Below are 12,523 nucleotides of genomic sequence, written 5' to 3'. Positions count from 1 at the left end.
CCCGGATGGCCGGGCGGCACATTTGCGCTGCTCACGCATGGTGCGAGGATCGGCTCAGCGCGGTCCGAGAGTCCACCGGGGTCCCGTGGGACTGTCCTCGATGACGAGGCCGGACTGGTTGAGCTGGTCGCGGATCGCGTCGGCGGCGGGCCAGTCCTTGCGCTCCCGAGCCGACTGGCGCTGGTCGAGGACGAGCCGTACGAGCGTGTCGACGACGCCGTGCAGATCCTCGCCGCGGTCGCTCTCGCCCGCCCAGTGGGGGTCGAGCGGGTCCAGACCGAGGACGCCGAGCATGGCGCGCACCTCGGCGAGGCGGGCGACGGCGGCTTCCTTGTCGTCGGCGGCGAGGGCTGAATTGCCCTGCCGGACGGTGGTGTGGACGATGGCGAGCGCCTGCGGGACGCCGAGGTCGTCGTCCATTGCCTCGGCGAATGCTGGCGGCACCTCCGCGGCGGCTTCGACCGGGCCTCCGGCCTTCTCCACCACGCGCTGGACGAAGCCCTCGATCCGTGCGAAGGCGGACTCGGCCTCGCGCATGGCCTCCTCGCTGTACTCGATCATGGACCGGTAGTGCGGGGTGCCGAGGTAGTAACGCAGGACGATCGGGCGCCAGGCCTTCACCATCTCGCTGACCAGCACGGAGTTGCCGAGGGACTTCGACATCTTCTCGCCGGACATGGTGACCCAGCCGTTGTGCACCCAGTACTTCGCGAACTCGTCGCCGAAGGCCTTGGCCTGGGCGATCTCGTTCTCGTGGTGCGGGAAGATCAGGTCGATGCCGCCGCCGTGGATGTCGAAGGCGGTGCCGAGGTACTTGTGCGCCATCGCGGAGCACTCCAGGTGCCAGCCGGGCCGGCCGCGGCCCCAGGGGGTCTCCCAGCTGGGCTCGCCGGGCTTGGCGGCCTTCCACATGGCGAAGTCGCGCTGGTCGCGCTTGCCCGTCTCGCCGTCGCCGGAAGGCTGGCGCAGGTCGTCGAGGTCCTGGTTGGAGAGCTCGAGATATCCCTCGTACGAGCGCACGTCGAAGTAGACGTTGCCGTCGGCCTCGTAGGCGTGGCCGCGCTCGATGAGGCCGCGCATCATCTCGACCATCTCGGTGATGTGGCCGGTGGCTCGCGGCTCGTACGTGGGCGGGAGGCAGCCCAGGGCGTCGTAGCCCGCGTTGAACGCGCGCTCGTTCTCGTAGCCGATGGCCCACCAGGGGCGTCCCTGCTCGGCGGACTTCTTGATGATCTTGTCGTCGATGTCGGTGACATTCCGGATGAACGTCACGTCGTAACCGCGGTAGTCGAACCAGCGGCGCATGATGTCGAAGTTCAGCCCGGACCTGATGTGCCCGATGTGCGGGGCTGCCTGGACGGTGGCGCCACAGAGGTAGATCGAGACACAACCCGCTGTGAGCGGAACGAAGTCACGGATCTGCCGGGCGTCGGTGTCGTACAGGCGAATAGTCACCCCTCAAGGGTAGTGGGCCCGCACCAGTGCCCCGCGCCCCCTGTGGAAAACGTGTCGCAACTAATCGGTGACGGTGGTGACGGGCTCCGGCGAGGGCCTCTTTCCGGACAGGGTGAGGGCGAGTGCCGCACCTGCCAGGGGGACTGCGGCGAGAACCGCCCACAGGACGGGGCCGGGCGTGCCGAGGAGGGTTCCGGTTGCGGCGCTCCCCACGAGGACGGCGAGTCCCGACACGGAGGACAGGGCCCCGGTGGCGAGGCCGAGCCGGTGGTCGTCGACCAGGTCCGGCACAAGGCCCCGGGCGGCGGGGACCAGCAGCATCTGGCCGAGCGTGAGCAGGACGACGAGCGTGGCGCCGGGGAGCAGACCGGCGGGCCCGTCCGGTGCGAGGGGCACCGCCGCGAATCCGGCGGCGACGACGGCGAGCCCCGCAACGAGCGCGGTCCGGGGTGCCGTACGGCGCGCGGACCAGCGGGTCAACGGCAGCTGGGCGAAGACGACGAGCAGGGAGGAGAGCGCGAAGAGTCCGCCGAGTGCGCTCTGGGAGCCGGTGGCCCGCTCCACCTCGGCCGGCAGGGCGAGGTAGAGCTGGTTGTAGGAGACGAGGTAGCTGCTGTAGACGAGGCAGAGCACGAGGAAGGGCCGGTTGGCGAAGACCTCGCGGGGAAGGAAGGCGTCCGCCCGAGGGGTACGGACGCGGCGCGGCCTGCGGGGCATGAGGCGGGCGTGTCCGGCGAGTACGCCGACGAAGACCACCGCCCCGGCGAGGCACGCCGCCCGGAATCCGCCTCCCAGGAGCAGCAGCAGGCTGCCCAGCAGGGGGCCGATGAAGGCGCCGGCCTGTCCGGCGGCGGAGAAGACGGCCAGCACCTGGGCGCGCGGCGTCCCGGTCACGGTCTCGTAGGCGACGGCGGCCCTGGCGGTCTCGGACTCGACGGCGGGCGAGAACAGCGCCGCGGCGAAGCCGATGAGCAGGACGGCGCCGATGACGGTGGCGGTGGTACCCGCCTGGGCGAGCCAGCAGAATCCGGCGATGCGCAGGACACAGCCGGAGAGGACGACCGGGCGGGGGCCGTAGCGGTCGGTGAGGGCGCCGCCGACGACGAAGAGGCCCTGCTGGCTGAAGGTGCGCAGCCCGAGCACCAGTCCGACGAGCCATCCCGCCATGCCGAGCCCGTCGCCGAGGTGGGTGGCGAGGTAGGGCAGGACCGCGTAGAAGCCGGTGTTGAAGGCGAACTGGGTGGCGGTCAGCAGCCTGAGGTAGGGCTTGATCTCCGGGGTGGTGCCGGGACCGGTGCGCGCTGTGGACGTCGTCACCCGCGCCCCTTGCCGCGTACGGCGGCCGAGGTCAGCACCGCGAGCGCGCCGAGGGCGGCGAGAGCGGCGGCGGGGGCGAGGACGGCCCAGGGGGCGCGTTCGGCGTAGGGCATGTTCTCCGAGAGCATGCGGCCCCACTCGGGCGTCGGGGCAGGTGTCCCGAGGCCGAGGAAGCCGAGGGAGGCGAGTGCCAGGGCGATGGCCGGGATGCGCAGGACGGCGTGGCGTACGACGGGTGGCAGGACGCCCGGCAGGATGTGGCGGCGTATCCGGTGCCACGGTCCGGCGCCGAGGGCGCGGGCCACGGTGACGTGCGGGGCTGCGCGCTCCTGTGCGTACAGCGCGGAGGTGTGGGCGGCGAGCGGGGCCCAGGCGACGGCTGCGACGGCGGCGGCCGCGCCCCAGGGGCCGGGGCCCGCGATCCCGGCGACGACGAGGCCGGCCAGTACTGCGGGCAGCGCGTTGGCGGTCTCGGTGAGGGCACCGGCGCGGGCGGCCCCTGCGAGCAGACCCAGGAGCAGTGTGGCGGCGCCGACGGCGACCGCTGTGAGCACCGTCCTGGCCGCGCCGTGCCCGAGGCGGGCGAGTACGTCACGGCCCAGGGAGTCGGTGCCGAACGGATGGGAGGCGGAGGGCGACGCGAGGCGGGCGGCCGCGTCGGCGTACAGGGGGTCGCGCAGCAGACCCGTGACGACGACGGCGACGAGGAGGACGCCCAGGGCCGCCGCCCCGACGGCCACGGCGCGGCGTGTGGGGAGGGGCGGCGCGACGAGCGGGGGGAGGGCGCCGTCGGCCCGCGCGGGACCGAGCAGGGCCCTGGAGCCCAGCCGGGCCGCGAGTCCGGCGGCGACGCCCAGGAGGAGGAGCAGCAGTACGCATGCCTGGAGGACGGGCAGGTCCTGGGCCAGGGCCGCGGCCAGGGCGGTGCCACCGAGCCCGGGCACGGCGTAGAGCGTCTCGACGGCGACAGCGCCGCCGGTGAGCCCGACGACGACGAGGCCGAGCTGGGCCAGCAGTGCGGGCAGGGTGCGGCGCAGGGCGTGGGCCGCGATCCGGCGCGTGGGCATTCCATGGGCGGTGGCGGCGCGTGCCCAGGGTTCGGCGAACGCGGCGGGCAGCGCGTCGTCCAGCAGCCGCCCGAGCAGCGCACCGGCGGGGACGCCCATGGCGAGGGCGGGCAGGACGAGCTGGTCGGGCCCGCCCCAGCCGAGGGCCGGGAACCAGCCCAGCTGTACGGCGAGGACGGTGGCCAGGACGGCGGCGAGGAGGAATTCCGGCAGTGCGGCGAGCACGGCCGCGCCGACGCCCGCCCGAGTGGTGACGAGCCGGCGGCGCGCGCCGCGACGGAGCGTTCCGGCGACGAGGGCGAAGGCCAGGAGGACGGCGACGGCGAGCGAGGCGCCCATGAGGGTGAGGGAGACACCGAGCGCGGAAGTGACGTCGGGGCCTACCGGTTGTCCGGAGACCCAGGACTCCCCCAGGTCGCCGCGCAGCAGTCCGGAAGCCCAGCCGCCGAGGACGTGCAGCGGTCCGCCGTCGAGCCCGGTCTCGGCCCGGATCGCGTCGAGCACGGCCGGTGTGGGCGGACGGTCCGCGTAGCGGGCGTGCAGGATGGTCAGCGCCGGATCGGTGCGGGTCAGCCTGGGCAGCAGGCCGATGACGGCGACGACGGCCAGCAGCACGCCGAGCCGTCCGGCCAGGTACTTCACGCGGTCACCCGACGTGGGTGTCGGCGGTGATGAGGGTGCGTTCCATCGGGTCGAGGGCGACTCCCTCGACGCGGGCGTCGTCGTAGCCCTGGACGAAGCGCTCGTGGACGAGCGGCACGAGGGCGTCGGCACCGAGGACGGCGGCCTCGGCGGTCATCTCGGCGCTGTGGCGGGCGTCCGTGCCGGTCAGCGCGCCGGCCTTGTCCACCGCCGTGTCGACACGCTTGTCGCACAGCTGGGAGATGTTGAAGCTGCCGTCGCAGGTGAAGTCGGAGGCGAGGTAGGACAGGGGGTCGGCGGTGTCCAGCAGCGTGTTGCGCGCCTGGATGAACGCGTCGTACTTCCCCGCGAGCGCGTCGGCCTCCATCTGCGCGTAGTCGCGGACGACCTGCTTCACGGTGAAGCCGCGCTTCTCGAGCTGCTGCTGGACGAGCGTCGCGGCCTCGGGGAGCTCGGGCCTGTTGGTGTAGGTCGCGAGGACGATCTCCTTCGTCCTCGACACGTCCTCGCGGCTCGCCGCCTGGGTCCGGCCGGTGGGCTCGGTGCGCTTCTCGGCGGCCCAAGGGATGCCGGGGCCGAGGAGGCCTCGCGCGGTGTCGGCCCGGCCCTCGTAGACCCCGTCGACCAAGGCCTTCGAGTCGATGGCCTCGCGGGCGGCGGCGCGCATGGCCGGGTCGGCGAAGACACCGCGTCGGGTGTTGAGCGAGAGGCCGTTGGTCCGGGCGGACGGGAACTCGTGGACGAAGGAGTCGCCGAGCAGGGAAGCCTGCGAGATCGGTACGTACTCGGCGACGTCGACGGCCTTCGTCCGCAGTGCGTTGGCGCGGGCGGTGCCGTCCGCCGCGAAGGTGACGTCGACACCGGGGGCCTTCGCCTTGTCGCCCCAGTAGTCGTCGTTGCGCTCGAGCGTGGCGGCGACCGCGCCCTTGAGGTCGGTCAGGGTGAAAGGTCCCGTGGCGTGGCCGGCGGGGTTCGCCTTGCCGCTCCTGTAGGCGCCGGCGGACAGGATCGTGAGGGACGGGTTGGCGAGCCGTTGCGGCAGCAGCGGATCCGCTTCCTCGGTGACGATCCGTACGGTGTCCGCGCCCCCTCCCGTCACAGCCGTCGCCTTCAGGGTCGTGTCGGACAGGACCCTGGGCAGGGGGGATGCCTTGCTCGCGGCGGTGAGTGACCGGACGACTGCGTCGGCGTCGACCTTCGCGCCGTCCTGGAAGACGGCGTCGCGGAGCGTGAAGGTCCAGGTGGTGGGGTTGTCCTGCTTCCAGGACGCGGCGAGGGCGGGCTCGGCCGCGCCGTTCCTGTCGAGGGTGGTGAGGCCCTCGACGACGGCGAGCCTGCTGAGGGTGACCGCGTCGTCCCCGTACGGGGACATGGCCTGGGCGGGCGGGAACGCCATGACGACACGGAGCCGCTGCGCGTCGCCGGCCGCTCCGGAGCCGCTCGACGGGGAGCAGGCGGCGATCGGGAGCAGCAGTGCGGCGACTGCGACGGCCGGCAGCGGGGAGCGGCGGCTTCGGGGCGTAGGCATGAGAGCGACCTTATATGAAAATGATTATCATCAGATATCCGGGCAGTTCAGGCCCCGGGCAGTTCAGGCCCCGGGCACGGGCATCGGCAGCTCGAAGTGAACGATGCCCTGACCACCGCCCGGCAGTGCGCGCTCGTCGCAGACCTCATGGGCGAGCGACCGCCAGAACGGCTCGGCGCCCGGCACCGCCGGATCGGTGTGCAGATACAGCGAGGTGTAACCGCCCGCCCGCGCGGCGAAGTCACCGAGCTCCCGCACCAGCTCGCGCGCCAGCCCGTGCCTGCGGTGCTCGGGGCGTACGTAGATCCGGCACAGCTGGGCCGTCGAGCCGGACGGGAAGCGGTCCGCGACCCACTGCGGATTGGGCGGAGCCTGCGGGCCCCGGTCCCGCACCGCACCCGTCGCCACGACCTCGTCGCCGCGCACGACGACCAGGAGGGTGCAGCGCCCGGGGCGCAGGTAGGCGCCTTCGAGGTCGATGATGTCGGCGTGCCAGCGGGGCACGTAGCCCGAGCGCAGGTCGTGGTAGACGGTGTCCAGCATGACGGCGCGCGCGCCGCCGATGTCCTGCGCGGTGGCGGTCCGCAGGACGTACCCGTCCCCATCGGCCGGCGCGCCCGGCACCCTCGTCGCCCCGGCGGTCGCGGTCACCACTGACGCTCACCCTCGCTCTCGGCCGTACGGCACATGACTTGCCGGACCAGCGTACGTGCGAGTGATGCGCAATAAGGCGTCGGGGGTTTCGCGACGGAACCCGCCGGGCGGCCGGTGCGGGCCCGCCGCGCGACGGAACCCGCCGGGGCGGCCGTTGCGGGCACGCCCCACGGTCCCGGGCATCAGCACCCGGTGCCCGCCGTGACGGTTGTCACGAACCCGCCCCACGGTCCCGGGCGTCGGCCGACCACGTCCGCCCGGGGCGCCGGATGCGAGCCCGGCCCGCCGACCCGCGCGTCAGCCGGCGGTGCGGTAGACCAGGGCGGTCGCGATACCTGCGATGCCCTCTCCCCGGCCGGTGAAGCCGAGGCCGTCGGAGGTGGCGGCGGAGAGCGAGACGGGGGCGCCGACGGCATCGGACAGCACCTTCTGCGCCTCGTCGCGCCGCTTGCCGATCTTCGGCCGGAGACCGACGACCTGCACGGCGACGTTGCCGATCCCGAAGCCCTCGGCGCGCACGATGCGGGCGGCCTCCGTGAGCAGGGTGACACCCGAAGCACCCGACCACTCCGGGCGGCCGGTGCCGAAGTGCTGCCCCAGGTCACCGAGTCCGGCGGCCGAGAACAGGGCGTTGCAGGCGGCGTGCGCCACGACGTCGGCGTCGGAGTGCCCGGCGAGGCCCGGACCCTCGCCCTCCCACAGCAGCCCGGCGCACCAGAGCTCCCGGCCCTCCTCGAAGGCGTGGATGTCGGTCCCGATACCGACCTGCGGGATCACGGGAGCCGCCTGCTGCTGCTTCGATGCTTCAGAATCCATCGTTCGCCCTCCGGCGTGCGAGAACGGCCTCCGCCAGGACGAGGTCCAGGGGCCGGGTCACCTTGAAGGCCTCTTCGTGCCCGGGTACGACGACGACCGTCGAACCCAGCCGCTCGACCATGCCCGCGTCGTCGGTCGCGCCGTCGCCGTCGACGGCGACGCTCCCGTGCGCCCGGACGAGCGTGTCCCGGTCGAATCCCTGGGGGGTCTGCACGGCTCGCAGCCGCGCCCGTACAGGGGTCGAGAGGACCGGCTCCGGCTCGCCCGGCATGCCGGGCTCGACCTCCTTGACGGTGTCGGCGAGGGGAAGCGCGGGGACGACGGCGGGAGCCCCGTCCCGCACGGCCTCGATGACGGAGTCCACGGTGTCGACCGGCACGAGGGGCCGGGCGGCGTCGTGGACGAGTACGACGGAGATGTCCGCCGGCAGGGCCTCGATGCCGATCCTCACGGACTCCTGGCGTGTCGCACCGCCGGGGACGACGACGTAGTCGGTGCGCTCGGGCAGCGCGTGCCCGTCGATGAGGTTCTTGACCTCGGCCGCACCGTCCGGCGGCGCGACCACGACGACGAGCGTGACGGCGCGGGATGCCGCCATGGCCCGCACCGCGTGGATCAGCATGGGCGTACCGCCGAGCGCGCGCAGCGCCTTCGGGGCGCCGGGGCCGAGCCGGACGCCGCGGCCCGCCGCGGGGATCACAGCGGCGGTGCGGGAGGGGCTCGGTTCAGCAGGCGTCGGTGACATCGATGACATCGGTTGCACTCCGAAGCTTCGGCAGGTTTGTTTCCACGGCCGACATGGGTATGGCCTGGGCGTGCCCCCGACCGTAGGTTGGGGGAGAGCCGGGCGCGACGCCTTGACCTGACCGGGACCCCTTCCGTGAACCCTGGTCGGTGCCAAGCCGCAGCGGGGCTCGGTGGAGGTTGCTGAGGGGACGGCGCCGGGGTACGACACCCGGCTTCCGGGACGGTTCCTTTGTCGGATCCGAACATGCCGCAGCGCCCGACGACTTACCGTGAAAACGGCTGGTCAGCGGGCACCGCGGCACATTTGCTACGACCGGATTCAATTCGCCGGCGTCATCCGGTCACCGGTGTCGTCCGGTTCAGGACGCGAGAACCTCGTCGAGCAGGGCCTCGGCCTTGTCCTCGTTCGTGTTCTCCGCGAGGGCGAGCTCACTCACCAGGATCTGGCGGGCCTTGGCGAGCATGCGCTTCTCACCTGCGGAGAGTCCACGCTCGCGCTCGCGACGCCACAGGTCACGCACCACTTCGGCGACCTTGATGACATCGCCGGAGGCGAGCTTCTCGAGATTTGCCTTGTAGCGTCGGGACCAGTTCGTCGGCTCTTCGGCGTACGGCGCGCGCAGCACCTCGAAGACCCGGTCCAGCCCTTCCTGCCCGACTACGTCACGCACACCGACGAACTCCGCATTGTCCGCCGGTACACGAACCGTCAAGTCGCCCTGGGCGACCTTGAGCACCAAGTAGGTCTTGTCCACGCCTTTGATCTGGCGAGTTTCGATAGCCTCGATCAGCGCGGCCCCGTGATGGGGATAGACCACGGTGTCGCCAACCTTGAACGTCATGTGACAGGTACCCCTTCCGTGGCTATCCAGAGTAACACGAGAACGGCTTCTCCTGAATGGCGTTTTCGCAGGTCAGGGCACATCTCGGGGCTTGACAACTACAACACGAACGTGCTGCGGGAGCCTTCCGGAAGGCGATATTCGCAGGTCGGAGCGGGCGCGCGACCGAGCCGAAACGTCGGCGCCACAGATGCCGGAAGCCCTCCAGAAGGGGCCGAACGTCCCGTTTTGCCGGATTCTGGATGGTGAACTTTCCGTACTCCGTTCGGCCCTCGATCACCCGTACGGCTCTTAGCGTCGATGGCCATTGAAATTGATCAACGCCCGGGCCCCGGGTGGATTAATGCGCGGGAAATGCGCCGCCGCCCGGAAATCGATCATCGGACCGCCAACGCACTGCTCACCCGCGTTTTGTGAACACCGTGCGAATCGTCATGGCCGGGGAGCGGCCATGACATGGCTCGGGGATGTCCGCGCATCGGCAGGGGTGCCGGTCCACAGCTCGGGCGGCCCAAGGGGCGGGTCGGGTGCGGGCCCGGGACGGCGGCTCGGTAACCTGAGGCCGCTGACACACTTAGGGCGGCTTTACGGCCGCTCGGGCCTTCCTGTCCGCAGAGTCCGAAGCCCGCAGTCCGAACGTTCAAGGAGTTGCCGCCGCCGTGAGCCGCAGCCTTCGACACGGCGCCCTCGCCGCCACTGCCCTCGTCTTCTCGATCGCGACGCTTTCCGCGTGCGGTGCCGGTAACGACGCGCAGACGCTTCAGGTAAGGCCGGACAACGCAGCCACCGCTGTCGACTCCATCAAGATCCAGAACCTGAACATCATCACCCAGCCCGAGCCGGACGCCGAGGGCCCCGCGGTCATCTCCGCCACCCTCTTCAACGACGGCACGAAGCGGGAGGTCGTGGAACGGGTCACCCTGCCCGGCACCGACACCACGGTGGAACTGAAGGCCGCCAAGGGCAAGGGCCCCCTCGTGGTCCCGGCCGGCGGACGGGTCGTCATCGGCGGGAAGAACAACGCCTCCGCCGTGATCGAGAACGGCCGCCAGGCCGGTGCCGCAGGCAACGTGCAGACCGTCGCCTTCACCTTCAGCGAGACGGGCGAGATCGAGCTCGGGGCCGCCATCGTCCCGGCGACCGGCTTCTTCGAGGACTTCGGTCCGAGCGCCCTTCCGTCCGCCAAGCCCACGCCCTCGGACTCCGAGACACCGGGCGAGCAGTCCGAGAGCCCCTCGGGCGCGGAGGGGGCGGAGGGGACCGAGCCGGGCGCGGAGGGGACCGAGCCGGGCACAGCCTCGGAGACCGAGACGGGCACACAGACGGACGACGCGGCCGCCGACCACTGACCGCGCGCAGGGGGGTGTCTCCGCCCTCGGAGACACCCTCCTGACCCGCAGCCTTCGGTTTACGGCTCGAACTTGTAGCCCAGGCCCCGCACCGTCACGAGGTATCGCGGCGCCCCGGGGTCGGGTTCGATCTTGGCGCGGAGCCGCTTGACGTGGACGTCCAGAGTCTTGGTGTCGCCCACGTAGTCGGCGCCCCAGACCCGGTCGATCAGCTGCATGCGCGTCAGGACGCGCCCCGCGTTACGCAGGAGCATCTCCAGAAGGTCGAACTCCTTCAGCGGGAGGTCGACCTTGCCGCCCGAGACCGTCACGACGTGGCGGTCCACGTCCATCCGGACCGGACCGGCTTCCAGGGCGGCCGGGGTGACCTCCTCCGGCTCTCCTCGGCGGCGCAGGACCGCACGGATGCGGGCCACCAGCTCCCGCGAGGAGAAGGGCTTGGTCACATAGTCGTCGGCTCCTATTTCCAGGCCCACGACCTTGTCGATCTCGCTGTCCTTGGCGGTGACCATGATGACCGGGACGTTGGACCGGACACGCAGCTGCCGGCAGACCTCGGTGCCGGGCAGGCCCGGAAGCATCAGGTCGAGCAGCACGAGGTCGGCACCGTTGCGCTCGAACTCGTCGAGGCCGTCCGGGCCGGTGGCCGCGATGGCGACCTCGAAGCCTTCCTTGCGGAGCATGTAGGACAGGGCGTCGCTGAAGGATTCCTCATCCTCGACGACAAGCACTCGGGTCACGGAAGAGCCTCCGGGGCAGGAAATGGTTCGTAAGAATCGGTCTCGTACGGCCCGTCGTCGTCGACGGCGCCGTTGACGACGAGGGGGCCGCCGGTGGTGCGACCCCGTACGACGCCCGACTCGGGCAGTCGCAGGGTGAACGTGGAGCCCTGTCCCTCGGAGCTCCAGACGGTGACCTCCCCGCCGTGCGAGGCGGCCACATGCTTGACGATGGCGAGGCCGAGACCGGTGCCACCGGTGGCCCGTGAGCGGGCCGGGTCGACGCGGTAGAACCGCTCGAAGACTCGCTCGCGGTCCTTCTCGGAGATGCCGAGTCCCTGGTCGGTGACGGCTATCTCGATCAGATCCCCGCCGGGCGCGGCCATCTTCCGGGCGGCGATGCCGACGCGGGTCCGGGCGGGGCTGTAGTTGACGGCGTTCTCCACGAGATTGCCGAGGGCGGCCGCGAGCTGGCTCCGGTTCCCCCAGACGAAGAGGTCTGCCGTGCCGCCCGAGGCCATGGTGATCTGCTTCGAGCCGGCCTGCTGACGGCACCGGTCGATCGCCTCGGCGACCAGGTCCTCCACCCTCACGGGCTCGGCATCCTCCAGCGGGTCGTCGTTCTGCACCCGGGAGAGGTCGATGAGCTCCTGCACGAGGTTGGTCAGCCGGGTCGCCTCGATCTCCATGCGGCCGGCGAACCGCTGGACCGCCTCCGGGTCGTCGGAGGCGTCCATGACGGCTTCGGAGAGCAGGGAGAGCGCGCCGACCGGGGTCTTGAGCTCGTGACTGACATTGGCGACGAAGTCGCGCCGCACCGCTTCTATGCGACGGGCCTCCGTGAGGTCCTCGACCAGCAGCAGGACCAGGCGCGAGCCCAGCGGGGCGACCCGCGCCGAGACGGCGAGCGCCTCACCCCTGCCCGTGCCGCGACGCGGAAGGTCCAGCTCGACCTGTCGTATCTCACCGTCGCGCCGGGTGTCCCTGGCCATGTGCAGCATCGGCTCGACCGCCAGGCGTCCGCCCCTGACCAGGCCCAGCGCGTATGCGGCGGAACTGGCCTTGACGACGCTGTCGCTCTCGTCGAGCACGACGGCGGAGGAGCTGAGCACGGACAGGACCGTGTCCACCCCCGGGGGGAGCGCTGCGTTGCTGTCGGGGCGCAGGGACGTACGCGTGGGGCGCCTCTGCTCGCGCTCGCTCCAGCGGAACGCCAGCATGGCGATCACACCGGTACACAGCCCGGCGATCGCAGCAGCTGCGGCGACTGCCGCGTTCACGTCCATGCCTCAAGGTTATGCGGGCTCGCCGACACTCTCCCAGCCATCCGGGTGCCATCTCGAACACTCGTCGCCCAGAGTTCACCAAGGGGATAGTGACGGTTCAC

General features: G+C 71.6%; 11 protein-coding genes. 1 reads left to right on the top strand and 10 read right to left on the bottom strand.

What is annotated here, in order from left to right:
- Positions 1–54 precede the first annotated feature (54 nt).
- The 8 genes from cysS to HED23_RS01905 form a co-directional block, all read right to left on the bottom strand.
- Positions 55–1,455, bottom strand: a complete 1,401-nt coding sequence (cysS, locus tag HED23_RS01940; RefSeq protein WP_203181715.1) for a cysteine--tRNA ligase — start codon at positions 1,453–1,455, stop codon at positions 55–57.
- Positions 1,456–1,515: 60 nt separating this feature from the next.
- Positions 1,516–2,772 carry an MFS transporter gene (locus tag HED23_RS01935; RefSeq protein ID WP_203181714.1) on the bottom strand — a complete coding sequence of 419 codons (1,257 nt, stop codon included), beginning with the start codon at positions 2,770–2,772 and terminating at the stop codon, positions 1,516–1,518.
- Positions 2,769–4,481 (bottom strand): ABC transporter permease subunit, encoded by a 1,713-nt coding sequence (locus HED23_RS01930; protein WP_203181713.1) that lies wholly within the window; start codon positions 4,479–4,481, stop codon positions 2,769–2,771. The genes HED23_RS01935 and HED23_RS01930 overlap by 4 nt, the downstream gene beginning before the upstream one ends.
- 4 nt (positions 4,482–4,485) lie before the next feature.
- Positions 4,486–6,009, bottom strand: coding sequence for an ABC transporter substrate-binding protein (locus HED23_RS01925; RefSeq protein WP_203181712.1), 1,524 nt, complete (start codon positions 6,007–6,009; stop codon positions 4,486–4,488).
- Between the two features lie 63 nt (positions 6,010–6,072).
- On the bottom strand, positions 6,073–6,663 hold the full coding sequence (locus HED23_RS01920; protein WP_203181711.1) for a GNAT family N-acetyltransferase: 591 nt from the start codon (positions 6,661–6,663) through the stop codon (positions 6,073–6,075).
- A gap of 297 nt (positions 6,664–6,960) precedes the next feature.
- The gene (gene ispF / locus HED23_RS01915; protein WP_203181710.1) at positions 6,961–7,479 is read right to left on the bottom strand and encodes a 2-C-methyl-D-erythritol 2,4-cyclodiphosphate synthase; all 519 of its coding nucleotides are present in this window, start codon (positions 7,477–7,479) and stop codon (positions 6,961–6,963) included.
- Entirely contained in the window at positions 7,469–8,233 is a 765-nt protein-coding gene (gene ispD, locus HED23_RS01910) for a 2-C-methyl-D-erythritol 4-phosphate cytidylyltransferase (RefSeq protein ID WP_203181709.1), read from the bottom strand. Before ispD ends, ispF begins: the two co-directional genes overlap by 11 nt.
- Before the next feature lie 352 nt (positions 8,234–8,585).
- Positions 8,586–9,068 (bottom strand): CarD family transcriptional regulator, encoded by a 483-nt coding sequence (locus HED23_RS01905; protein WP_006380568.1) that lies wholly within the window; start codon positions 9,066–9,068, stop codon positions 8,586–8,588.
- Positions 9,069–9,727: 659 nt separating this feature from the next.
- Between HED23_RS01905 and HED23_RS01900 the strand changes: the two genes are divergently transcribed.
- A complete protein-coding gene (locus HED23_RS01900) occupies positions 9,728–10,417 on the top strand; it encodes a DUF461 domain-containing protein (RefSeq protein ID WP_203181708.1) in 690 nt (229 codons plus the stop codon).
- A 59-nt stretch (positions 10,418–10,476) separates the two neighbouring features.
- Here the strand turns inward: HED23_RS01900 and HED23_RS01895 are convergent, their stop codons facing one another.
- Together HED23_RS01895 and HED23_RS01890 are read right to left on the bottom strand one after the other, a co-directional pair.
- A complete protein-coding gene (locus HED23_RS01895; RefSeq protein ID WP_014047499.1) occupies positions 10,477–11,157 on the bottom strand; it encodes a response regulator transcription factor in 681 nt (226 codons plus the stop codon).
- Entirely contained in the window at positions 11,154–12,422 is a 1,269-nt protein-coding gene (locus tag HED23_RS01890; RefSeq protein WP_203181707.1) for a sensor histidine kinase, read from the bottom strand. Before HED23_RS01890 ends, HED23_RS01895 begins: the two co-directional genes overlap by 4 nt.
- Positions 12,423–12,523: the final 101 nt, after the last annotated feature.

It is taken from the genome of Streptomyces pratensis (assembly GCF_016804005.1).
Lineage (GTDB): Bacteria > Actinomycetota > Actinomycetes > Streptomycetales > Streptomycetaceae > Streptomyces > Streptomyces pratensis_A.
Note: the sequence above shows the minus strand (reverse complement) of the source record. Positions and strands in the feature narration are given on the sequence as shown.

Coding starts and splice junctions, on each gene's coding strand:
- HED23_RS01925 (WP_203181712.1), bottom strand. CDS start 6,009: ATGCCTACGCCCCGAAGCCGCCGCTCCCCGCTGCCGGCCGTCGCAGTC.
- ispF (WP_203181710.1), bottom strand. CDS start 7,479: ATGGATTCTGAAGCATCGAAGCAGCAGCAGGCGGCTCCCGTGATCCCG.
- ispD (WP_203181709.1), bottom strand. CDS start 8,233: ATGTCATCGATGTCACCGACGCCTGCTGAACCGAGCCCCTCCCGCACC.
- HED23_RS01905 (WP_006380568.1), bottom strand. CDS start 9,068: ATGACGTTCAAGGTTGGCGACACCGTGGTCTATCCCCATCACGGGGCC.
- HED23_RS01890 (WP_203181707.1), bottom strand. CDS start 12,422: ATGGACGTGAACGCGGCAGTCGCCGCAGCTGCTGCGATCGCCGGGCTG.